We start from the raw sequence: 19,349 nt of genomic DNA on the forward strand, positions 1-19,349 counted from the left end.
GATGAAGGCGATCGCGCGCGCCTTCGCCTGCGAGACCGGAGCTTGCGCCAAGCCGACCCGGACCTGCCCCGGCCCCGTATTCGTCCGGAATCCACAACTTGCAGTTATTGCTCTAGCCAAAAGCAAGGATTGACGAAGACCGCGACGGCTAGGACAGTGCGTCAATTGGCCAACGTTCATCGATAAGACGCGACAATTCGGTCTTCGACGCCTCAAATGCCGAAACTTTGGGCACCTTTCTTTCCGGGCTCCCTGGGGCTAATCTCGGCTCATATTTGTAGTTCCTTTCCGGCGGGCTCGGAATGCTGATCGTCCTCACGATTTTGACTATTTGGGTGCTGCTCAACATCCTGTTCGTGTTGATCGTGGTTCCTCCACGCAAAGCGCGTCGGCAGCCGATGGCGGCGCCGACGCTCTCACCCGCGCCAATCGATCCGAGCCGGCGGGAGATCGAGCAGGACGAACCGTTCTCGATCCGCCATGTCATCGTCTCCGTTGCGATGGGGGCTTTCTTCGTGCTGGTGCCGCCGCTGCTCGCCTTGCGGGATGCGATTATGCGGCTCTTCGGCAGGTCGACGCGAGACGGAACCTGAGTTCCGGCGCCTGCCGCTTCAGATCATCGGGTAGATCATTGGGCCATTTGAGCCGTCAGTAGGCTTCCTGGAACATCACCGCGGACGCCGTGCGGGCCATGATCTTCAGGTCGAGCCAGATGCTCCAGTTGCTGACGTACCAGACGTCGTACTCGACCCGCTTTTCCATCAGATCGATCGTCGGCGTCTCCCCTCTGAACCCGTTCACCTGGGCCCAGCCCGTCAATCCCGGCTTCATGTGGTGCCGGTAGACGTACTTGCTGATCAGCTCGTCGTAATAATTGTCGTGGGCCAGCGCATGCGGTCGCGGCCCGACCAATGACATATCCCCGCGCAGCACGTTCCAGAGCTGCGGCAGTTCGTCGATGCTCGTCATGCGCAGGAAGCGCCCGATCTTGGTGACCCGGGCATCCCGCTTGGTCGCCTGGGCGATGGTCTCGCCGTTCTCGCAAACGGTCATGGTTCGGAACTTCCAGATCTCGAACGGCCTGCCGTTGAAGCCGCGGCGCGACTGCCGGAATATGACGTTCCCGGGGGAGTCCAGCTTGATCAGCACGGCAACGGTCAGCAGCAACGGGGTCAGCATCACCAGCGCGAACACGGCCACGCCGATGTCGAGGCAGCGCTTCTGCAGCCGCTCCAGAATGGTGAGAGGCGGCCGCTGGATTTCGACCGCGACGGTTCCACTGACGGGCAGGAAGGGACGGGTCACGAGATCAGCGACCGGGTCGTCCGGCAGCAGGCGTATGGGCTGTGGGACCGCGCGCAAATACGGCCCCAGCTTGCGAAGCATCGGCAATTCGTTCCAGTCGATCGCCAGCAGATATTCGTCGACGTCGGCCGAACGCGACTGACGGATCACGTCACGGATCTGGCGCTCCCAGTGGCCGTCGTCCCGATCGGCTCCGAGCACGAAATGGCGCATCACGTCGAAGCCATTCCTCCGCAGGTCCTTGAAGCGGCTCGACGTGAAGTCGAGCGGCTTGAGGCTGAGCAGGATCACCTTGCGGTCGACCAGCCGGCTTCGCGCAAAGCTGGTGCCGAACACCGCCTGCCAGACGAAGCGGAGGCTGATCAGGCCGAGCCCGCCGATCACAGCAAACACGATGACGGTGCCGCGCGACAGATTGTCCGTCGATTTCAGCAGGAAGGCCGCAACGGCAAGGATCGTCAGCGACATCAGCCAGATCATCACCGCCTTCCGAAGCTGCCAGACGACGTTGAGCAGACGGTGGGTGGCATAGACGTCCCGGAAATAGGCGACCGCGACGAACACCACGCCGACAAACAACCCTGCTCCCACCGAAGCGCCGTCATTGGGCGACGCGACGGCTGCGCCGTACAACGAAGCCCCGGCGGCATAGCTCAACAAGATCAGCAGAAAGTCAGCCGCCATGACGACGATCTGAAATGGCCTCTGAAGAGATCCACCGCGCGTCGACGACAGCGTGTGAGCGTTTTCAGAACCATAAGTTGCAACAGCCATTCGAACCTCTGCTTATCGTAGAGAGTGCCTGACGCTCATCGTGATGCTGAAGACTCGTCACTTCCCCGCACGGAAAGTGTTGGTTGATCGCAGCGACATTGTGGCGCTGCACGCAAAACTTTTGCGGCGCAAGCATTGTGTGGCGCGTTGAAATGCGCGGCGAAATTCGTTGCGCTGAAAATGTCGTCACACTGATGACATAGGAGCGAACGCGTTGCCCTATTTTGAATCAAGTTCCACATCCGGCGCGGTAGCTGATCGTTGCGCGTGCGTCTCGCCGCCCATCTTTCAGGCGACGCAATTGCTCGATGAAGGCTGCGCCGGGCAGCCCGCGAGAATTTTGACGGACTTCTATCTGGGCGTGCGCCTGGAATTTCGATTCAGGCATGCAATTCCGGCCGAGCGATCATTCGCGTTGCCCGCATCGGCGGTCGGCAAAAACTGCCGCGCCCTTCTTTTGGCGTGATCGAGCCGGAGAACAGGGACGCTCCCTCGCCGAATGCACGCTGTTCGTTGGATGGAAGCTCCTGGGTGCCGGCGACTTGGGGAAGTTTTTCGACCACCCGATCGATTGAGCGCCATGATATCTCTCGCCCGACCACGTCCGCCCGTTCCCAAACCGCAATTGCCGGAGGGAGTCCGAATCTATGCGATCTCGGATATTCACGGATGCGCGCATCTGCTTCAGCCCATGTTGCGCGTGATCGACGCCGACGTCGCCCGCAGCCGGCCGCGCTATGCGGTCGAGGTCTTCATGGGCGATTACATCGATCGCGGCCCGGATACGCGCGCCACGCTCGATGTCCTGGTCGAACGGAGCCGTCGTGGAAACGCGGTCTTCCTCAAGGGAAACCACGAGGCGTTCCTGGTCAGCGTGTTTGAGGATCCTTCCCTGTTCGAGGATTGGATTGCCGTGGGCGGCGCCCAGACGTTGATGTCCTACGGGCTCCCCCCGCCGGACCTGAAGCGCGACGAGCCCGCATCGATCATGCGCGATCTGATCCGGGCAATGCCCACCGAGCATCTGGAGTTCCTCGACAATCTGCGGCTGAGCTTCAGCTGCGGGGACTTCTTCTTCGTCCACGCCGGCGTTCGCCCGGGCGTTCCATTGGCCGAGCAGGCCGAGCGCGATCTGCTCTGGATCCGCGAAGAATTCCTGCGCAGCGAGCAGCAGTTCGGCAAATATATCGTGCATGGTCACACGCCGGTCCGCAGCGCCGAATTCCTGGCGAACCGGGTCAACATCGACACCGGCGCCTATGCGACCGGCAACCTGACCCTGATGAGTATCCAGGGCAGCCGCATGCTCGCGGTGTGAGGTGACGGGGACTTGCCCGCTACAGGTGAAGCGCGCTGCGACTAGTTGAGCAGGCCGGGCTTCTCCAGCCGCGCGCGCGTTCTGGCCATCCAATCGTTCCAGGCCCGCTCGTGCTTGACGTAGAGCTCCAGCCAACGCTCGCCATGCCCGGCCTGACGGACACGACGCGCTTCGACAAGGAAGTCGGCGCCAAGGCGGGCGCTTGGATTATCGAGGGCTTCGAACTCGGCCGTCTCCGAGATCGTCAGGCCGACGAGCACGCGTTGTCCCGCGCCATCCACGATGTAGCGCCGGGGCGCGTCCCTCTTCGGCTCGCTCATCTCGCCATGCCCCATTCGTATCAGTGAGATCCCGCGTCCTGCCGGCGCATCGGACGCGGCCCTAAAAGGCTCGCCGGGCGTGGCCGAACGTTGAAGTGGGAGTTGCACCGTCTGTTCGGCGCGCGGCGCCACGGGATGATCTCGCAGGACTTCGCTGGACGCGCCAAGCACGCAACGCGTATCCCGAGATGAGTCCGGCACTGAAGATGAAAGTGGAGACGAATGCAGAAGTCATGGGAGTCGCCCTGGATAGTCCGAGGACTTATCAAGAGCGAGCACTGTGTCGACATCATGATTCCTGCCGCTCGCCGGCCGCCGAAAGATTGTTCATGCCTGACCTCCGGCGTGCACGCGGCGCTTCTCTCGCGCGCATCGATCGCAACGACCAAGATCACTCCATGAGATGCACTCTATATAGAGAGACGTCCTCGCAGGGCCGGCCTCTCCAACACACTTGCCGTCGGGCAGGGCTGCCGCGGCTTGCCGCGAACCGGAAATTTCGGCCGACCGGCCGGCCCGCGCCCTTGCAACCGTCCGGAACCCGTCGCATTATTTCGCATCGCATTTACGAGGGATTCAATCCAATGAACGTCCGCGCCTTTATTCCATCGATTGCCCTGGCCGCTCTTGGCCTCGCCGTGACCGTCTCGGTTGCACCGGCCGCCGAACTCGCGCTGGCGCCGTCACACCGGGCCGCCGCCGTGCAGGGCGGCGTCGTGCTGTGGGATGACGTCTACCCGCCCGCGATCTATGGTCCCCAGCTTCGCCCGGTCGAGGAAGTCGCCGCCCTGAAGGCGCAGGCGCGGCCGGTGTCCCACCGCTGGTGGGGATATTGGTACGTGCGGTGAGTGCGGGGCGCTGACTGACCCCGATTCCGACCCATCCCAAAACCATCAACCGTCGCGCCGGCCAACGGTAGCGGCGGTTTTTCTTTGAACCGAGACGCTACCGATCGGCCGAGTAGCGAGGCGGCTTACGAATCTCGATCCCGGCCACGCCCCTGATAGGCCTGATAACAAAACCGGATAGCAGCCCTGTACTGCCGATGGGCGGCAGAAGCGACGCCTTTTGAGCGACTTACATGGCGAGGCCATGCGCGGCCGCGCAGTGAAACAGGACAAAGAACAGGGCGCGATCAGGGCTGTTACAGGGCTCTAGCAGGGCCTCATCAGGTTGCGATGAGCACGACGATCTGCCCGAACCGAAACAGCAGCTTGTGGAAGAAAGTATTAGCGGATTCTGACGATGACGAGCTCAGACCGAAAAGAAAGGAACTGCCGCTCAAGGATTGTCGTCCAAGCTGACAGCCAATGATGCGCGCCATCGCGGTGCTCGTATGCGCGCTTCCGTCTCCGGCACGAGCGGGCTCGCCTCCTGTCGAGCACCTCATGTCGTTTCTACGGGACGCAGACGGAGGTTCTAAGACTATCGCGCGCGAACAAGGCTTCGGTGAAACCGCTGGCTTCTGCCATTCCGGTTGCTGCGCTCGATCGATACGTCCTCTCAGCGGACCACCTTCCAGGGATCGATGATTGTCAGACCGGCAGCACTGAACGCACTCGTATCGCGCGTTGCCACGGCGTACCCATGGGCGGCGGCGATGGCGGCGATGTAGCCGTCGGGCGTGGGGAATCCTCGTCCGGCTGCGCGCGCCCTGACGGCGAGATCGGCATAGCGCCGTGCCGCGGCGGTATCGAACGGGAGGATGCGGGCCGAGAATAGCTCCAATGCGCCATCGAGTGCTGCTGCCAGCCTGTCCTTGCGCTTACCGCGCGGCAGCGCGCCGATGCCGAATAGCAGCTCGGCGATGCTGACGCTGGAGAGAAACACGGTCTCTGCTGCCTGGGCGTCGAGCCAGTCGCGGACCGATGGATGAGGTTCGGGCTTCATTGCCTCGGAGACCACGTTGGTGTTGAGGAGAATCATTCAAACCGCATCGGCTCGGCGGCACGCGCGTCGCGGCCATGTTCAAGTGCCTCGACATCGGCATTGGTGAGACCGATCTTCCGGCTCATCTCCGAAAGGGCGGTGCCGAGGCGAAGCCGGCCCTCGGGACGCACGGCGGCCTCCAGAATGGCGCGCATTTCCGCCTCGGCGCTGCGATTATGCTGCGCAGCGCGGACTTTCAGGGCGCGGTGTGCCTCCTCGGAGAGGTTTCGAATGGTGACGGCCGCCATGATGGCGCCTTCCTAAAATTGATTGCGTTGATATCAAAATACTCTACTTGATATCATTTGTTCAAGGAGGATGATGTTGCAGCAAGCGCGACGCAAGAACCTCCAGCCAAGGAATCGGGCGGTGGGAAAGTATAGGTCGTCGGGCTTGCGTTCTCCCGGCTCAGGTCTGGCCTCGCCTTTATACGGTTCGGCGGCTTCGATTTCTCGCTGCAATGCCCCTTTTGGCTTCACCCTCAAGCTTGTTCGGCGAGCTTCGTTGCCCCGAACATCTGAGATGATACGAATTCGATAGCAAAAGGTGGTCCTTCTACTCAAAAGAGGAGTGCAACGGTGCACTCCTCTTGTTGTCAGCCTAAAAAGTGACTGAAGCGTCAGGTCCGGCTAGAGGGGGTAATAATGCTTATCTATGCTCTGCTTTAGCAACCTCAGCGCCTTCTTAAATTCATCTGTTACGTCTTCCGGAAACTGGCGTAAGCGGTCTTCGCTCTCGACAATGACACGCAGGTTCTCGAGCTGCTGATTGACGTATTCGAAGACGAACCGATCCTTGCGCTTATAGTACTGGGCCATGGCACGCGGATCGCCTGACACCGCCTTAAAGATCAGCTGCTTGTCTATTGCGACACGCGCAGGAACCATCTCGCGCTTATTGCCTATAACAATTGGGACCAATGTCTCGTCGGCTTCGAAGAAGTCGCGGCGAACCTGATCGTCGCAGATGGGGTGCGGCTGCTTCCGCGGGCGTCCCCGCGGATTGCCAGACGTGCCCTTTGGAAACTGTCCCTTTGAATTGCGGTTCATAACTCTACTCCTCGAAAATGGATTCAAGGAGGTCACCCAAATGAAAGTGGCGTGGCCTCCGGGTTCAACCAAATCCCTGCAAGCAGAGATTCGGACCCATCAGGCGTCACGCCATCATCTACGCACTACATGCCGGGTTTATGCATCACGCAAAGTCCCAAAAGGACTCAACCCGGCTCTCGTACGAGGCGAGATGTTTCTATCGCAATTCGTGCTTTCGAGCAAGCAAAGGCGGCGCTGAATTAGCGAGCGTGCTCGCCTCATCATGCAGGATGCAATGGACCCAGAGGCATCGATCATCATCGCGGCAGTCCGCGCTCGTCGTAGAGCAGATCGCCGTGATCGGCAGAGCCGTGCGGCCCCTTCAAGCGCGTTGCGCAGTCCTGGCCGATCGTCAGCAGACGGTCCGCAAGACTTTCTCCTTGCTCGCGGCGGACCCGATCTAGCCGCTCGCGAACAGCAATAACGACCGCAACGGTGAGCGACTCCCCGGTCAGCCGCGCCAGCTCGGCCGCCAATTCGCGCGCTTCCGGTCTCTTAATATGTAAGCTCATTTCGAACCTCCCGCCGCCATACAGGCGCAATGATGGTGGCTGCCGCCGGCCTCGGCGCGGCGCTTAGCAGCCAGCAAAGCCATAGCGGCCTCTCTATCCATTCCATGCCTCTCTGCCGAGAACCCACATGCTTCTGATACCTTGTTGTCCAGAGGGCCTGCGGACCGCGAGCATATGGGGCGATAGGGGCATGGTTACGTCTGCCGATACAGAACAATTGGAACGCTCGGAACAAGTTGGTTCAGGAAGTCGAAGTCGCCGACATTCCCTGTCAATACGCTGGCACCGATGCTCCGCGCCTGAAGGTGGATGAGCGCATCGTTGAGGTATTTCCGCTCATGACCAGCACCCTTCGGCGCTCCGCTGAGGCGAGCGAGCTCGCCCGCAAGCATTCCCGCTTCGCCCCACATCGCAATGTCAGGAGCTTGCAACCGATGCGGCGGAATGTCTTCAATCACACCCCGTATCGTTTGCAGAACCCCACCCGTTGCAGGGTGAGCCGGATCGAGCCGCCCGAACACATGCGTGAGTTCAGCAAGGCAGACGGCCGAGTGGTGGCACACACGATATGTCAGCAATTCATCGACAGCGGCCGGGGTGCGTGCCTGCAAGACGTCGAGATAGACGCTGGTATCGAGCATGAGCGCGCCGCCGATGAGCGGTTCGCCGGACGCCCAGGCAAGGTCGGAATCTGGCCGTCGCGTTATCCGCTTCAAACGCTTGTGCGGCTTCAGCCTTCGCAACGTTCCCTGGAGATCAAATGGCAAGATCGATATCTGCCGGGATGCTTCCCTTGCGCCGGATAAGACGCGCGCCGAAATCGTCTTCGAGCGCCAAACGCGATAGGGCGAGCTCTAGAAGTTCGGTGTCGGAAGATACGTGAGCTCGCTTCTTTGCCGCTTCGATCAGGCCTGCCGGCACGCGGCCGGACAAGCGCGTGTCCTTGGCCTCACCGAGCAGCCCGACGGCGCGCGCCTGCTCAAGCACGAGCCGATTGCGATTGAGGGCAATCTGCTCCTCAGTCTCTGTCGAGGTGTGGGTCCGCACTACCATGGCGCCTCCAACGTTGAACAAAATATAGCAATTGTTCAACACGATCGCAAGGCCGGAAACGAGGCGTTGCGCTCGGCGGCCCGCCCACCGCCCCCCACGGGCTCACGGCTATAGCATCAACCGGGCTCGACCCGCCCCGGCGCGCAATGTTACATCCACGTCGCTTCCAAAGTCCGCCAAAGCCTTGACCGCTCGACCCGAGAAGTCGCGATTTCCTCGGTCCGTCCTACTGCAAAGGGTCGGTACGGCGCTGCTCGACCTCGGCAAAGGTCTGGCCCGTGATTGCCATGGTTGCGGGCTGTCCGGTGTAGGACTGCCAGCGGCGAATGGCGACGTCGACATAGAGCGGATCCAATTCGATGGCACGCGCGCGCCTCCGGGACTTCTGCGCGGCCATGATGGTCGTGCCGGATCCGGAGAACGGGTCGAGCACGATGTCGCCGCGACGCGAGCAGTCCTTGATGGCGTCGATCACAAGCGCGGTGGGCTTGACCGTCGGGTGCATCTCAAGCTCGGCGTCGCGTCCCGACCGAAAGCTGTTGGCGCCGGCATAGTCCCAGACGTTGGTGCGATAGCGGCCGTGCTTCCCGAGCTCGACCGTGTTCACGTGCGGCCCCTGCCCCACCTTGTAGACGAAGACCAGCTCATGCTTGGAACGATAGAACGAGCCCATACCGCCGTTGCTCTTGTTCCAGACGCACAGATTCTTCAGCTCGGAATAGACCCCGCCCGCCGCCTTCAGCACCTCGTCCATGTGCCGCCAATCCATGCACACAAAGTGGATCGCGCCATCCACGCTCACCTGTACCATATTGCCGAACACCACCCTTAAGAAGCCCGCGAACTCCAGTGAACTCATCTCGCCGGAGGCCATTTTGAACTCGCGGTGCTTGACCGCGCCGAGCCCGCTGACATGTCCATCGATGGGCACATTGTAAGGAGGGTCGGTGAACACCAGGCGCGCCTGTTCGCCATCCATCACATCGGCGAAAGAGCCGGCATCGCAAGCATCCCCACAGAGCAGGCGATGCTCCCCCAGCACCCAGAGATCACCGAGCCGCGACACCGGCTCGGCCCCCATGGCCGGAACGAGGTCGCTCTTGTCAGGCTTGTCGCGCTTGGCATCACCGTCGACCAACAGGTCGATCTCGGCGGTCTCAAAGCCGGTTACCTCCACATCGAAATTGATCTCCACACCCATCAACTCGCGCCAGAGCTCGCGCAGCTGGTCCATGTCCCAGTCCGAGTTCAGTGCGATCTTGTTGTCGGCTAGCGAGAAGGCGATCTTCTGCGCGGCCGTCAAATGGCCGACCCGCAGCACCGGCACCCGCTCCAGTCCGGCCATCCGCGCGCCCTCGACCCGGCCATGACCGACCAGGATCATGGCGTCCTCATCGACCACCACGATGCTGTTGAAGCCGAACTCGCGGATCGAGGCCGCTATCTGATGCAGCTGCTTGCGGGAATGCCGCCTGGCGTTGACCGGGTTCGGCTTCAGCTCGGCGATGGGCAAATGGTCAACGCGGAAATCACTCATGAGACCTCTCCGATGGATAGTCCCGAACTATACAAATTATAGCGCCATACTTCAAATATACATTTGGAATAATCGGCTTACCATCGCGCCCTTGGTTAATCCGATCACCCCTTGATCGTGATCTCGACATCTTCAGGCCGCACGCCGAAGGTGGCGGCCAACGCTCTCTTCGCCTCGGCAATGGTCATCCCGCCTCGCGCCTCAGCAGAGACAGTCGACCGCGTGTCTGACACTGGCTGAAACTTCAGGCGCTTGAGCTGGATCCCGAGTTGCTTCAGGCCGGCATAGGCGACCGGGTTGCGCAGCTCCTTGCGCCAGACCTCATCAACGGCAACGTCGGCGAACTCCGAGATTCCGATGTGAAACCGAGCCTGCCCTCGCGAGTTCTCGGACGCCTCGAGCGGGGTGAGTGATGAAATCCGGCCGACCAGGAATGCGGTCCGAGGGGCGATGCCTTCGGCCTTGTTGTCCCAGTCCTGCCGCCTACAGCAAACAAGGTAAGGGCAGTTTTCAACGCTCTTGGGACTGAGAACCCAGCCGCGCGACCCCGCGCGCGCCAGAATCTCCTGCCGTGTCTCGGAAGTAAAGACCACCACGGCGGCGTCATCGGTCTTGGTCATGCCCAGTCTAATCCAGGTCAGGAGCGTGATCTGCCGCGGGCCTGGCAGAGGCGCCGTGCGCGGCCAGAAGCTCTATTCCAGTCTTCTGCAGCACGCGACTCGGAGTTAAGCGCCCGTAAGCACCCCGTTCGTTGCGTGCGCCGTGCACCAGTAAGAGTAGCTTGTCTGCGAGCTCAAGAGGATCGCGCAGGCCCGCGGCCCGACACAGTCCAACCACCCGCCGCCTCTCCGCCTGCCAATAGTCCTCGATCTCCCGCAGCAGCGGATGCTGCTGCCTGCGAGGCTCGAACAGTTCCGCCGCCGTGCGCGAGAGCAACACCCGGGGCTCCATCATATAACCAAGCTGGTCTCCTTCGAAGGCAAGCCACTCCCGCAGCTGCGCGTCAGAATTGTTCGGATGCTCCGAGGCCAGACCGCGCCAATAGTTCTCGCACTCCGCAATCAGCGTCTTGACGAAACGACCCACGAGCGGATCACCGTCGCCGAAATATTTGACAAAGGTGTCCATGTTCGTATGGGCTTCGTGAGCGATCAAGCTTGGGGAGACTCTGATCCCAAGCAACCGAAACAGCTCATCGGCCCTTTCGATCAAACGCTCCTTGGCGGGCTTTTCAAACTGGGAAGGTGGCGGCTGTACCTTTTTGGGAAGCTGGTGCATCGAATCGGCTCCGCAATGATGTATCAGCCCAACTATAGCATGACTTGTGCCACCGAGGCCTCTTGGTAAGCGGGAATAAGGGCCCTTGTTACGCGTACCAATCGGTAAACAACGCCGTGGCGGCCGTCGCGACGATAAATTAAACCATTGTTTTCACTTGGAATTATTCGCCCGAACAACCGACGGGGGCGCCTCAAAAGCAGAATTTAAAGGATTCCGGACCTGTCGGAGTGCGGCCGGAGACAAATCTCTTCTACGGCCTTCCCTGGGCGTTGGAGAGGCTATCGCCTTTTTGCTCGCCCCCATGGTCTGAGGCGCTCTAGCCTTGTCTCAAGACCCGAGCGCATTGAGAGAACGAGCGGCCGCGCCCACGAACCTGAGATCGCTGGCCGCTGTTCTCTCTGGCGTCGCCCTAACCGAACAACCTGGCGATCAACTCATCGGCGCTGCCGACCTGCTCGAAGCAGGCCTTGCCTAGGTCTCGGTGCATGGGGCGCTCGAGCTTCTGCCCGCTGCTGCCCGCGCGCGTGTGCCGACTGATCTTCGAGCCCAAGTCCGGCAGCCGCGCTCCCGGTTCGCCGCCGAACCAGAAGTAGCGCACGATTGCCAGCGTGCGCTGGTCGACTTCGAGCCAAATGACGCAGCCACTGGGCTTTTCCAGCAACCGAGTGCTGACCGTGACGTGCCGGACGCTGGAGCCGGCAAAGGTCGACTTCAGCTGGACGTGCCGGAGGATGCCATTGGCTTCGAGCACGATGTCGTAGCCGCCCCGGTCCACCTCGCTCGTCAGCACCTCGATGTCGTGGCGACCGTGCTGCCAGCGTGCGGCCATGAGCTGTCCGAGCAGAAGATGGAGCAGCGCCTGCTCCCGAATATTCGAGGCGCGGGAGTGGGACGTAAGCGGGTCCTGATGCAGTTCAGCGAGCATTGTAAGTCTCCTTTTGGGGTTGGTCATACCCCGCCATTGCGCTCCGCTGGCCGCACAAGTCCAGCACAACCGAGCGCCACACCAGCCAGCTTAGCACGCGAGGGTTAATTCAATCCTGTTTTGGGATAATCCCGATCCGGGATCAGATTGGCTGCCGCCGATTCGAAACACGCCCGGCGGCCATGGAAAAGTCCCTCAAATCCGCCGAATATGCCCGCCTCATGGCCCTTCTTGTCTCAACCCGTCAGAAGGCAGGCATTCGCCAGCAGGCACTCGCCAAGAAGCTCCGCAAACCTCAATCCTTCGTTGCCAAGTACGAAGGCGGCGAGCGGCGCCTTGACGTGATCGAGTTCATCGCTATTGCCGAGGCACTCGGGGCTGATCCGCTGAGGCTGCTCCGGCGGTTCGTGCGCGAGGGGAAACGGTAATCGTTCCGCTGGCGCGTGCTTGGGTCTTCGGGCGGGGCGGATGGACGCCCAGTGGCATCAGACCCAAAGGCTCTGCCAATCACTCGGACTCAATTCGCCTAGATTTGTAATAAAGATCTTTAGCTGATTTCTAACACGCTTTCTTACTCTGGCTCGAGTGGAGGCCAATCCCATGAGCATTGTAGAAACTTCACCCCAAAATTCGACGCCAAAAACCCGGAAAAGAAAGTCCGGCATTCCCACAGGAAACGCGGGCGAATACTTCGTCATGGGCGAGTTGCTTCGTCGAGGTTATGATGCTCAGCTCGCGGACCGCAACACGGCGGGCTACGATCTGCTTGTGGGTCGCCACCGCGACACAGCCCTCGCTAAGGTGCAGGTGAAGACCGTTCGGAGCCAACCTTGGTACGTGCGGCAATCACAGTTCGAAGGCGACATGCTGTCGCAAATCACTATCTATGTACTGCTTGGCAACGAAGACGCGCAGCAGCCCGTCCGCTACTTCATCGCGCGGAACTCGGCGATGGCTGGCCAAATGTCGACGCCCCGAAACTGGGACACGGCAGCGTTTATGAGCCTGAAGGCACTCATTCCCTTCGAGGGCCGGTGGGACATTCTGGACAACCAGGACACCGTCCAGCTCCGCAGACCGCGCGTCGGCTCGGTCAAAGAGCGCTGCTTCGACATCTATCTCCGCCAGGGCGAGAAAGCTGCAACCAGACTCGCTGTTGCACAGGGTATCAAGTTGGCCAGTGTTCGACGCTGGATCCACGATTGGTCTGCGGACAAAGCGCCCGCCTCATCGAAGATGAGATGTAGACGCCTTCCTACCGGTGGCGCCGAGTCGCACTCGCCGGCGTAACCTGAGAGCCTGACCGAAAAAGGTGAGCGGCTTTAGCGGGCTTGTGATTCCTTCGGATTTGCAAAGATTCGAGGGAGGACACCATGCCGTGGACCAAAGCCGCTCGTATCAAGTATCAGCGCAGTGGCCTGCGTTACGCAAGCGATCTGACCGATGCGGAGTGGGCGCTGATCGCCCGGAAGATGCCGCTGCGACGGCGATTGGGCCGGCCGCGGAAGGTCGATCTGCGCGAGATCGTACAGGCGATTTTCTATGTCCTGTCGAGCGGCTGCCAATGGCGCGCCTTGCCGAAGGAGTTCCCGCCTTACTCGACGGTACAGGGCTATTTTTACGCTTGGCGCGACACGGGTAGATGGCAGCAGATCGTCGATGCTTTGGTTCGGAAGGAGCGCCGGGAATCCGGACGAAAGCCCACACCGACAGCTGCCGTCATCGATAGCCAGACTGCCTCGACGACGGAGGCTGGCGGACCACGCGGGTTCGACGCCGGCAAGCGCCTCCACGGGCGCAAGCGCCATATCGTGACTGACACCGACGGCCACATGCTGGCTGCATATGTTCATCCTGCCAACATTCAGGATGTCCACGGCGCCGTTCCCCTGTTGAAGGACTTGCGAGGTCGCTTCCCAAGGCTCAAGCATGTCTTTGCTGACCGGATTTATCGCGGCAAACAGCTCGTCAACGCACTCTTAGACTGCGGGCCGTGGACGATCGAGATCGTCGAGCGACCGCACGGGGTTAAAGGCTTCCAGCTCCTGCCCAGGCGCTGGGTTGTCGAGCGCACCTTTGCATGGCTCGGCAGATGCAGGCGCCTCTCCAAAGACTTCGAAGGGTCTGCCGCCACCGAGCTCGCTTGGCTGCTCGTCGCCCATCTGAGGCTCCTAACTCGCCGCCTAGCTAGCCCAAGACATGTATTTTGAGTCAGGCTCTGAGAAGTGTCAATCGCCAAGGATCTCGCCTACTCAACTTGGACCAAATCATCAGGACGCGATGGGGAACGATGATGCGGATATTGATCTACAAGCGGACGCACTCGGGCGATCCCGACCGCGAAACCGGCGTGTTCGGAAACCGTAACTGCATGGGGGCTGTGCGAGGGCGACAGTACGATGCGGTCATCGGCATAGGTGGCATCGGACCAGAACCTCACCGTGCGCGCATCGCTGGCAAGCTTACGTGGGTCGGCATCGCTCCGCATAAAGATTTTGATCGATCGAAGGTGTTGCGCGGTCCTCGGGTGATCTTTGAGCATTTCTGGCACGCCGGAGAATACGGACCGTTGCTGGAAGTGGAGTATCCCGAGCTTGCGCGGCGCATGTATGACAGGAACACCAGAGTTCTCATTTACTACCTCGCAAGCTCAACGACCAGATTGGACCGAGAGATCACCAAAATACTTCGTCAGGCGAGGAGAGCCCGTTGCTCCAAACACCTACGCAAGCGCAGACCAACCTTAAGCAATTGTCCTTCCTCGGGCACAGCTGTCCGAAAGCCAGTCTGCCTGAGCAAGCTGGAGAAGAGGGCCAAACACCGCTGCGACTCAATGCCCGAATCCGGCGCAACATCGAACATCATCACGCCGAAGCACCGTTGCAAAGTAGCCCTAAAACCCAGCAAGAGGCGCATTTACTCCCCGTTGGCGTGAGCTGTGGCTGAGATGACGACAGCGCTTCTCTTTGGTGGCAGAAGCCGTTCGGCCAGCTCATTGAATGCAACGTACCGGGCAAGGGACCCATTTCGACCCCTTATTCAAAGCTTGCTCAGTGCTACAGAACTGATACGGGATCGGCGCGTCTCCTCGCGGCTGCGTTGTTGAAAGATGTCGCGACCATCTCGATTTTCCAGCACCACTCTCATGAGATCGCTTTTAGCTACAAGATTGCTCTGAAAGAGCTGGACTTCGGCACCGAGCGGAGCGTGCATTCGACCATTCGAGTCTGTCAGCGGAGTCCGACAATTCATGGAAGCGGAAATCATCGAACCAGCCATCAAGGCTTGCCTCGCGGAAATCCATGCCAAGCTGAAGGCGGCCGAGCAGATTACCAGGGTGGCACAGGCATGTGCAGAGGCAGGTGGCGTTGCTGAAGCGATCCGAGTGTCCATGGATATCGAGCGGTTGATGTACGAAGCCGGACGGCTTCATGATGCCGCGACCTTGCTAGCTCGAATGACGCACGACGTGAAAAAGTTGAGAAGACCACTTCCGCAAACCCAAAACTCCGTAAGCGCAACCTATGTGGCGGGCTCTGGGTCAGCCCTGCTTCAGCCAGCGCTTTAGGAAGCGCCGCTGCGCGGCCCGGGCTGGCCTCTCATAGCGCTCCAGCCCGGCGAGACGTTTGGCCAGCTTCGGGGTCGGGCATTCTAGCAGGGCGACCAGCAATTCGTAGCGGGCTTGCCGAATGCGACCCAACCTTCGATTCGCTTGGACAAGATCATCCACTTCGAGCCAGTTCTGTTGCTGCTTGCTTCTCCTCGCGGTCGCGGAGTCGCCATGTGAGCTGGATACGCTCACCTCCTCCATACCGGGACTCGATAACCCGTGTTGACGAGCATTGCGGCTCGACTTTGCTTTTCCACGTTCGGTTTTTGGCCCAGTGCTTCGCTTGGCGTTCTGACGGTTCGCTTCGATCTTCCGCTCCGGGGCCATACGCGCTTCGCTCATATTTTTCTGACCGCACGCTTCCTCCATCCGGCACAGGAAGCAACTGCCTCCGCCCGCCCGGCCCGGAGACCATAACGCCAGGATCAGGTGTTGCTACTTCGTGGTCCTTCTAAAGAGGTTCTTGATAGCTCTAAGCATCCTGACTAACGGCTTCATGGCCGCCGACTTACGCGGCGGGACCAGGATCACGACAAAGAGCAAGTTGAGCAGCAGCCAGCTGCCAAGGACAATCAAATAGACCCGCATTCAGGATCCGGGACAAATAGGAAATTACAAGATCAAATTGAGCTTCAAACTTATTCATTGAAGCTCAGGCGGGCCTCCAATTCAAGCCACGAGATACCGAACCTGGATTGCCCATTGCGCAGGCGCCAGCACTCACGATCACCGTCGCGACCGATTTCAGCCGAGCTCCAAGTCCAAGGGCACAAGTGAACGGACCCACAACTGCTCATCCCGCAGGCTCGTACGATTGGCTTCGATTTGTCACTTTGTGAGAGCGAAGCATGCCGGGCGGCCGGACGCTGAAAGTCCGGCAACAAGAGCAACAAGATTGCTGCAGAAAGGACTGGCATTCCCCTGCGATTGGAGCGTTACTGAGTCGGCCGGGCGCGATGGCAGCGCCGGTATCTCGCCTCGCGGACGCGGGGCTTCAGGCAGTGCGGCGGAGAGCGCCGCTGTTCTTGGAGTAGGAGATACCAGTGCGTAGCGTTCAGAGTGACGGCCAAATCGAGCCACAGCATCATATCATCAGATTCAATCCGAACGACCGTCGCCATTTCATCGGCGGCTCGGACGCCCGCATCATCATGGGCGATGACCAAGAGAGCCTCATGCGCCTCTGGCGCGAAAAGCGAGGCGAGGCGGAGCCGCAGAATCTCTCAGACAACCTCATTGTCCAGCTCGGCACCGTGACCGAGGTCTTGAACCGCGCCTGGTATCAACGCGCAAGCGGGCACACGGTCAAGGACATCCAGAAGCGCGTTCGCCATCCCGTCCACAAATGGATGGCGGCAACGCTGGACGGGACCGTCGAGCAGACCGGCGCCGTCTTCGAAGCCAAATTCATGCTGCCTTGGGCCTTCACCGAGGAAGCCGCGGCTGAGAAGCACATGGCCCAGCTGCAGCACAATATGTGGGTCACCGCATCCCGCTCAGCCGTTCTCTCGATTATTACCGGTGGCGGCAAATGGGTCGAGATCAAGATCCACGCTGACCCGCTCTATCAGCATCTGCTACTCACCGCCGAGAAGAAGTTCTGGCGCTGCGTCCAAAGCGGCGAGCCGCCCGCCCTGTTCAACATCGAGACGCCACGCCCCCGACTGGAAGCGGTCAGGGTTGTCGACATGTCCACGTCCAACCAATGGGCGGAGCTGGCGGCCACCTATCTTCGAACCCGAGCTGCGCATGGCGAGCACGAAACGGCCAAGGCGGACCTAAAAAAGTTGATGCCGGAGGACGCCAAGGAGGCGGTAGGCCATGGCATCAAGGCCAAGCGCTCCAAGTCCGGCGCGATCAGCTTCGAGGCGCAGGCGGCGGAGGGATCCCATGCATCAGTCCAGTGAGCGCATCGGGACCATCGCCGCCGCCCTCGCCCGGGCCCAGGCTGAACTCACGAACCCCGAGAAGACCCTGACCGCCGTGATCCGGTCGCCCTTCCCGCGGGAGGATGATCGAAGCTTCCGGTACGCTTCCCTCGCCTCGGGCCTAGACATCGTCCGCAAGACGCTGAGCCAGCAGGAGATCGCCACTGTCCAGACCACCCGGATCGAACAGGTCACCGGTCAGATCCACCTCACCACTCTGCTCGCCCACGCCTCCGGGGAATGGATCTCCTCGGACTTACCGGTCTGCGCCTCCAAGGAGGTCGAAGCGCCGCGCCGGATGGGCGCGGCGCTGACCTATGCCCGCCGGTATGCCCTATTTGCCCTCGTCGGGATCGCCGGAGAGGATGATTTGGACGCACCGGACCTCATGACAGGGCCTCCCGCCGCCCCCGAGCCGCAGGCCGCGTCAGGACCGAAAAGAAGGCCGCCAGGCGGGTCTTTGAACCGCCCCCCGTTGTTGCCCGCCGAACGCTCCGCCGAGCTCTTGGACCGCCTCCTCGCGGACCTGGCTTTACTGGAGGGTAGCGACGATCTTCTCACTTGGGCAAGGAGCAACTTCCCTCTCAAGAACACCCTGCTGGAGGGCGACGCTCGCGTGCTCGAAGCTGCCTATCTAAAGAGACGCGAGGAGTTAGCTCCTCTTGAGTTCGATTTAACAGACCAGCGGCCTACGTCGGCGCTCGGACCATCTTTACCTGAGGAGCAGGCTTCGGGGATATCTGACGAGGCGCACGCCGCTGCGCATACCGCTTCTGGACAGCAAGTCGGCCTCGCCTTCCCGAAAGAGCCACCGCGAAAACGAAGCAAGGATCACCTCGCCTTCATTCGCGCCCAAGGCTGTCTGGTCTGCCAGAAGACCCCCGCCGATGCGCATCACCTCAAGTTTGCTCAACCAAGAACGTTAGCCCGCAAGGTGAGTGACGAGTTCACGGTGCCGCTTTGCCGATCGCACCACCAATCCCTGCATCGGCACGGCAACGAAAAAGCTTGGTGGACCAATCTGCAAATTTCGCCACTCCCGATCGCGAAGGAGCTTTGGGATGCGAGCCCCGTCCATCTGATGAACGTTGAAACAGTGGCTGTACCGTCGTCGCGATCAGTACCAGAGGCATCAGGTCAATGAATGGTCCTCTCAACCTTCAACCGCGATCGGCCAGCGTCTTGCCAACCCAATTTGAGGCATTATTTCATCCGCCGCAACTTCTTCCCGGCGAGAACATCGATCACTATCAGGCTCTTCAAACAGTCATCTTCCACGACCTCGACCCTCAATCGGCGGTCGAGTGGCTGCTCGCTATCGACATTGCGGAACTCTCTTGGGAGATGCAACGCTACCGGATTCTGCGACATAGGCTCCTAAGCACCTACCGGCAAAAGGCCGTCGAGATGACCCTTCGCCGCGTCGATTTGGCCGGCATTGCTCCTGAATTCCAGGATATAGCCGAAATCTACACCATCGGTAATGCCCTGGACTGGCGACTGGATGCTTGTGCGGCGCACGATATCGAAGCCCGCCTCAGATCGTACGGCTTCGATCAGCACGCTATCAGCATGGAAACTTATGTTCAGGCTCGTGAGATCCTTGCGCTGTTTGAATCACTCTTGAACGGAGCACAACTTCGTCGAGTGATGTTGTTAAAGGAGATAAGAAACATTCGACGATTGCAAACAACAGATCTCGCCAGTTCTGTTCAGCAAAATGGGCCCCAAGGGGGGTCGAGCTCCGCAAGAAGTTCTTAAGAGGC

The 19,349-nt window shown here is 60.4% G+C and carries 25 protein-coding genes; 11 read left to right on the top strand and 14 right to left on the bottom strand.

Going from position 1 to position 19,349, the window contains the following annotated elements:
- The first annotated feature begins 302 nt into the window (after positions 1–302).
- The gene (locus DCM79_RS00115) at positions 303–593 is read left to right on the top strand and encodes a hypothetical protein (protein ID WP_257177961.1); all 291 of its coding nucleotides are present in this window, start codon (positions 303–305) and stop codon (positions 591–593) included.
- 55 nt (positions 594–648) lie between these two features.
- On the opposite strand, the gene DCM79_RS00120 is transcribed toward DCM79_RS00115, so the two are convergent.
- Positions 649–2,079 (bottom strand): undecaprenyl-phosphate glucose phosphotransferase, encoded by a 1,431-nt coding sequence (locus DCM79_RS00120; protein ID WP_306556685.1) that lies wholly within the window; start codon positions 2,077–2,079, stop codon positions 649–651.
- A 214-nt stretch (positions 2,080–2,293) separates the two neighbouring features.
- Between DCM79_RS00120 and DCM79_RS00125 the strand changes: the two genes are divergently transcribed.
- Positions 2,294–2,545 carry a hypothetical protein gene (locus tag DCM79_RS00125; protein WP_257177963.1) on the top strand — a complete coding sequence of 84 codons (252 nt, stop codon included), beginning with the start codon at positions 2,294–2,296 and terminating at the stop codon, positions 2,543–2,545.
- Between the two features lie 114 nt (positions 2,546–2,659).
- Entirely contained in the window at positions 2,660–3,397 is a 738-nt protein-coding gene (locus DCM79_RS00130) for a metallophosphoesterase family protein (RefSeq protein WP_257180913.1), read from the top strand.
- Positions 3,398–3,438: 41 nt separating this feature from the next.
- Here the strand turns inward: DCM79_RS00130 and DCM79_RS00135 are convergent, their stop codons facing one another.
- Positions 3,439–3,717 (bottom strand): hypothetical protein, encoded by a 279-nt coding sequence (locus DCM79_RS00135; protein WP_257177964.1) that lies wholly within the window; start codon positions 3,715–3,717, stop codon positions 3,439–3,441.
- Between the two features lie 584 nt (positions 3,718–4,301).
- Here DCM79_RS00135 and DCM79_RS00140 point away from each other — a divergent pair.
- Complete coding sequence (locus tag DCM79_RS00140; RefSeq protein ID WP_257177965.1) at positions 4,302–4,565, top strand: hypothetical protein; 264 nt, start codon at positions 4,302–4,304, stop codon at positions 4,563–4,565.
- 320 nt (positions 4,566–4,885) lie between these two features.
- Here DCM79_RS00140 and DCM79_RS00145 read toward each other — a convergent pair whose 3' ends face one another.
- The 11 genes from DCM79_RS00145 to DCM79_RS00195 all read right to left on the bottom strand — a co-directional run bounded on the left by DCM79_RS00145 (position 4,886) and on the right by DCM79_RS00195 (position 12,045).
- Positions 4,886–5,041, bottom strand: a complete 156-nt coding sequence (locus DCM79_RS00145; protein WP_257177966.1) for a hypothetical protein — start codon at positions 5,039–5,041, stop codon at positions 4,886–4,888.
- A gap of 179 nt (positions 5,042–5,220) precedes the next feature.
- A complete protein-coding gene (locus tag DCM79_RS00150; protein WP_257177967.1) occupies positions 5,221–5,643 on the bottom strand; it encodes a type II toxin-antitoxin system VapC family toxin in 423 nt (140 codons plus the stop codon).
- Complete coding sequence (locus tag DCM79_RS00155) at positions 5,640–5,894, bottom strand: plasmid stabilization protein (RefSeq protein WP_257177968.1); 255 nt, start codon at positions 5,892–5,894, stop codon at positions 5,640–5,642. Before DCM79_RS00155 ends, DCM79_RS00150 begins: the two co-directional genes overlap by 4 nt.
- Positions 5,895–6,275: 381 nt before the next feature.
- Positions 6,276–6,695: a DUF5681 domain-containing protein gene (locus DCM79_RS00160; RefSeq protein WP_257177969.1), complete on the bottom strand. Its 420-nt coding sequence runs from the start codon at positions 6,693–6,695 to the stop codon at positions 6,276–6,278.
- A gap of 299 nt (positions 6,696–6,994) precedes the next feature.
- Positions 6,995–7,249: a type II toxin-antitoxin system VapB family antitoxin gene (locus DCM79_RS00165; protein ID WP_257177970.1), complete on the bottom strand. Its 255-nt coding sequence runs from the start codon at positions 7,247–7,249 to the stop codon at positions 6,995–6,997.
- A 194-nt stretch (positions 7,250–7,443) separates the two neighbouring features.
- Positions 7,444–8,016, bottom strand: a complete 573-nt coding sequence (locus DCM79_RS00170; protein WP_257177971.1) for a type II toxin-antitoxin system VapC family toxin — start codon at positions 8,014–8,016, stop codon at positions 7,444–7,446.
- Positions 8,006–8,302, bottom strand: a complete 297-nt coding sequence (locus DCM79_RS00175; RefSeq protein WP_257177972.1) for a hypothetical protein — start codon at positions 8,300–8,302, stop codon at positions 8,006–8,008. The genes DCM79_RS00170 and DCM79_RS00175 overlap by 11 nt, the downstream gene beginning before the upstream one ends.
- A 226-nt stretch (positions 8,303–8,528) precedes the next feature.
- Complete coding sequence (locus DCM79_RS00180) at positions 8,529–9,839, bottom strand: DNA methyltransferase (RefSeq protein ID WP_257177973.1); 1,311 nt, start codon at positions 9,837–9,839, stop codon at positions 8,529–8,531.
- A 104-nt stretch (positions 9,840–9,943) separates the two neighbouring features.
- Complete coding sequence (locus DCM79_RS00185) at positions 9,944–10,459, bottom strand: hypothetical protein (RefSeq protein WP_257177974.1); 516 nt, start codon at positions 10,457–10,459, stop codon at positions 9,944–9,946.
- Positions 10,460–10,466: 7 nt separating this feature from the next.
- A complete protein-coding gene (locus DCM79_RS00190; protein ID WP_257177975.1) occupies positions 10,467–11,117 on the bottom strand; it encodes a hypothetical protein in 651 nt (216 codons plus the stop codon).
- 412 nt (positions 11,118–11,529) lie between these two features.
- Positions 11,530–12,045, bottom strand: coding sequence for a hypothetical protein (locus DCM79_RS00195; protein ID WP_257177976.1), 516 nt, complete (start codon positions 12,043–12,045; stop codon positions 11,530–11,532).
- Positions 12,046–12,227: 182 nt separating this feature from the next.
- Here DCM79_RS00195 and DCM79_RS00200 point away from each other — a divergent pair, with 182 nt between their 5' ends.
- The 4 genes from DCM79_RS00200 (at position 12,228) to DCM79_RS00215 (ending at position 15,613) form a co-directional block, all read left to right on the top strand.
- Positions 12,228–12,473, top strand: a complete 246-nt coding sequence (locus tag DCM79_RS00200; RefSeq protein WP_257177977.1) for a helix-turn-helix domain-containing protein — start codon at positions 12,228–12,230, stop codon at positions 12,471–12,473.
- A 172-nt stretch (positions 12,474–12,645) separates the two neighbouring features.
- Positions 12,646–13,335, top strand: coding sequence for a hypothetical protein (locus DCM79_RS00205; RefSeq protein WP_257177978.1), 690 nt, complete (start codon positions 12,646–12,648; stop codon positions 13,333–13,335).
- An 83-nt stretch (positions 13,336–13,418) separates the two neighbouring features.
- Positions 13,419–14,255 carry an IS5 family transposase gene (locus DCM79_RS00210; RefSeq protein ID WP_257177979.1) on the top strand — a complete coding sequence of 279 codons (837 nt, stop codon included), beginning with the start codon at positions 13,419–13,421 and terminating at the stop codon, positions 14,253–14,255.
- Positions 14,256–15,295: 1,040 nt separating this feature from the next.
- On the top strand, positions 15,296–15,613 hold the full coding sequence (locus tag DCM79_RS00215) for a hypothetical protein (RefSeq protein WP_257177980.1): 318 nt from the start codon (positions 15,296–15,298) through the stop codon (positions 15,611–15,613).
- On the opposite strand, the gene DCM79_RS00220 is transcribed toward DCM79_RS00215, so the two are convergent.
- Positions 15,587–15,997 (bottom strand): hypothetical protein, encoded by a 411-nt coding sequence (locus DCM79_RS00220; RefSeq protein WP_257177981.1) that lies wholly within the window; start codon positions 15,995–15,997, stop codon positions 15,587–15,589. The genes DCM79_RS00215 and DCM79_RS00220 overlap by 27 nt on opposite strands.
- A 728-nt stretch (positions 15,998–16,725) precedes the next feature.
- Between DCM79_RS00220 and DCM79_RS00225 the strand changes: the two genes are divergently transcribed.
- The 3 genes from DCM79_RS00225 to DCM79_RS00235 are packed head-to-tail and all read left to right on the top strand — an operon-like array spanning position 16,726 to position 19,344.
- Positions 16,726–17,562 (top strand): YqaJ viral recombinase family protein, encoded by an 837-nt coding sequence (locus tag DCM79_RS00225; RefSeq protein WP_373568141.1) that lies wholly within the window; start codon positions 16,726–16,728, stop codon positions 17,560–17,562.
- On the top strand, positions 17,546–18,727 hold the full coding sequence (locus DCM79_RS00230) for an ERF family protein (RefSeq protein ID WP_257177983.1): 1,182 nt from the start codon (positions 17,546–17,548) through the stop codon (positions 18,725–18,727). The genes DCM79_RS00225 and DCM79_RS00230 overlap by 17 nt, the downstream gene beginning before the upstream one ends.
- Complete coding sequence (locus DCM79_RS00235) at positions 18,724–19,344, top strand: hypothetical protein (RefSeq protein WP_257177984.1); 621 nt, start codon at positions 18,724–18,726, stop codon at positions 19,342–19,344. The genes DCM79_RS00230 and DCM79_RS00235 overlap by 4 nt, the downstream gene beginning before the upstream one ends.
- The last annotated feature ends 5 nt before the right edge of the window (positions 19,345–19,349 follow it).

It is taken from the genome of Bradyrhizobium sp. WBOS07 (assembly GCF_024585165.1).
In the GTDB taxonomy this organism is placed as follows: domain Bacteria; phylum Pseudomonadota; class Alphaproteobacteria; order Rhizobiales; family Xanthobacteraceae; genus Bradyrhizobium; species Bradyrhizobium japonicum_B.

What these genes read in the sequence shown, in the direction of transcription:
- DCM79_RS00175 (WP_257177972.1), bottom strand. Translation starts at nt 8,302, where the DNA reads ATGGTAGTGCGGACCCACACCTCGACAGAGACTGAGGAGCAGATTGCC.
- DCM79_RS00235 (WP_257177984.1), top strand. Translation starts at nt 18,724, where the DNA reads ATGAATGGTCCTCTCAACCTTCAACCGCGATCGGCCAGCGTCTTGCCA.
- DCM79_RS00155 (WP_257177968.1), bottom strand. Translation starts at nt 5,894, where the DNA reads ATGGCGGCCGTCACCATTCGAAACCTCTCCGAGGAGGCACACCGCGCC.
- DCM79_RS00145 (WP_257177966.1), bottom strand. Translation starts at nt 5,041, where the DNA reads ATGGCGCGCATCATTGGCTGTCAGCTTGGACGACAATCCTTGAGCGGC.
- DCM79_RS00220 (WP_257177981.1), bottom strand. Translation starts at nt 15,997, where the DNA reads ATGAGCGAAGCGCGTATGGCCCCGGAGCGGAAGATCGAAGCGAACCGT.
- DCM79_RS00160 (WP_257177969.1), bottom strand. Translation starts at nt 6,695, where the DNA reads ATGAACCGCAATTCAAAGGGACAGTTTCCAAAGGGCACGTCTGGCAAT.
- DCM79_RS00230 (WP_257177983.1), top strand. Translation starts at nt 17,546, where the DNA reads ATGCATCAGTCCAGTGAGCGCATCGGGACCATCGCCGCCGCCCTCGCC.
- DCM79_RS00140 (WP_257177965.1), top strand. Translation starts at nt 4,302, where the DNA reads ATGAACGTCCGCGCCTTTATTCCATCGATTGCCCTGGCCGCTCTTGGC.
- DCM79_RS00215 (WP_257177980.1), top strand. Translation starts at nt 15,296, where the DNA reads ATGGAAGCGGAAATCATCGAACCAGCCATCAAGGCTTGCCTCGCGGAA.
- DCM79_RS00195 (WP_257177976.1), bottom strand. Translation starts at nt 12,045, where the DNA reads ATGCTCGCTGAACTGCATCAGGACCCGCTTACGTCCCACTCCCGCGCC.
- DCM79_RS00130 (WP_257180913.1), top strand. Translation starts at nt 2,660, where the DNA reads ATGATATCTCTCGCCCGACCACGTCCGCCCGTTCCCAAACCGCAATTG.
- DCM79_RS00120 (WP_306556685.1), bottom strand. Translation starts at nt 2,079, where the DNA reads ATGGCTGTTGCAACTTATGGTTCTGAAAACGCTCACACGCTGTCGTCG.
- DCM79_RS00200 (WP_257177977.1), top strand. Translation starts at nt 12,228, where the DNA reads ATGGAAAAGTCCCTCAAATCCGCCGAATATGCCCGCCTCATGGCCCTT.
- DCM79_RS00150 (WP_257177967.1), bottom strand. Translation starts at nt 5,643, where the DNA reads ATGATTCTCCTCAACACCAACGTGGTCTCCGAGGCAATGAAGCCCGAA.
- DCM79_RS00180 (WP_257177973.1), bottom strand. Translation starts at nt 9,839, where the DNA reads ATGAGTGATTTCCGCGTTGACCATTTGCCCATCGCCGAGCTGAAGCCG.
- DCM79_RS00135 (WP_257177964.1), bottom strand. Translation starts at nt 3,717, where the DNA reads ATGAGCGAGCCGAAGAGGGACGCGCCCCGGCGCTACATCGTGGATGGC.
- DCM79_RS00115 (WP_257177961.1), top strand. Translation starts at nt 303, where the DNA reads ATGCTGATCGTCCTCACGATTTTGACTATTTGGGTGCTGCTCAACATC.
- DCM79_RS00190 (WP_257177975.1), bottom strand. Translation starts at nt 11,117, where the DNA reads ATGCACCAGCTTCCCAAAAAGGTACAGCCGCCACCTTCCCAGTTTGAA.
- DCM79_RS00185 (WP_257177974.1), bottom strand. Translation starts at nt 10,459, where the DNA reads ATGACCAAGACCGATGACGCCGCCGTGGTGGTCTTTACTTCCGAGACA.
- DCM79_RS00165 (WP_257177970.1), bottom strand. Translation starts at nt 7,249, where the DNA reads ATGAGCTTACATATTAAGAGACCGGAAGCGCGCGAATTGGCGGCCGAG.
- DCM79_RS00205 (WP_257177978.1), top strand. Translation starts at nt 12,646, where the DNA reads ATGAGCATTGTAGAAACTTCACCCCAAAATTCGACGCCAAAAACCCGG.
- DCM79_RS00210 (WP_257177979.1), top strand. Translation starts at nt 13,419, where the DNA reads ATGCCGTGGACCAAAGCCGCTCGTATCAAGTATCAGCGCAGTGGCCTG.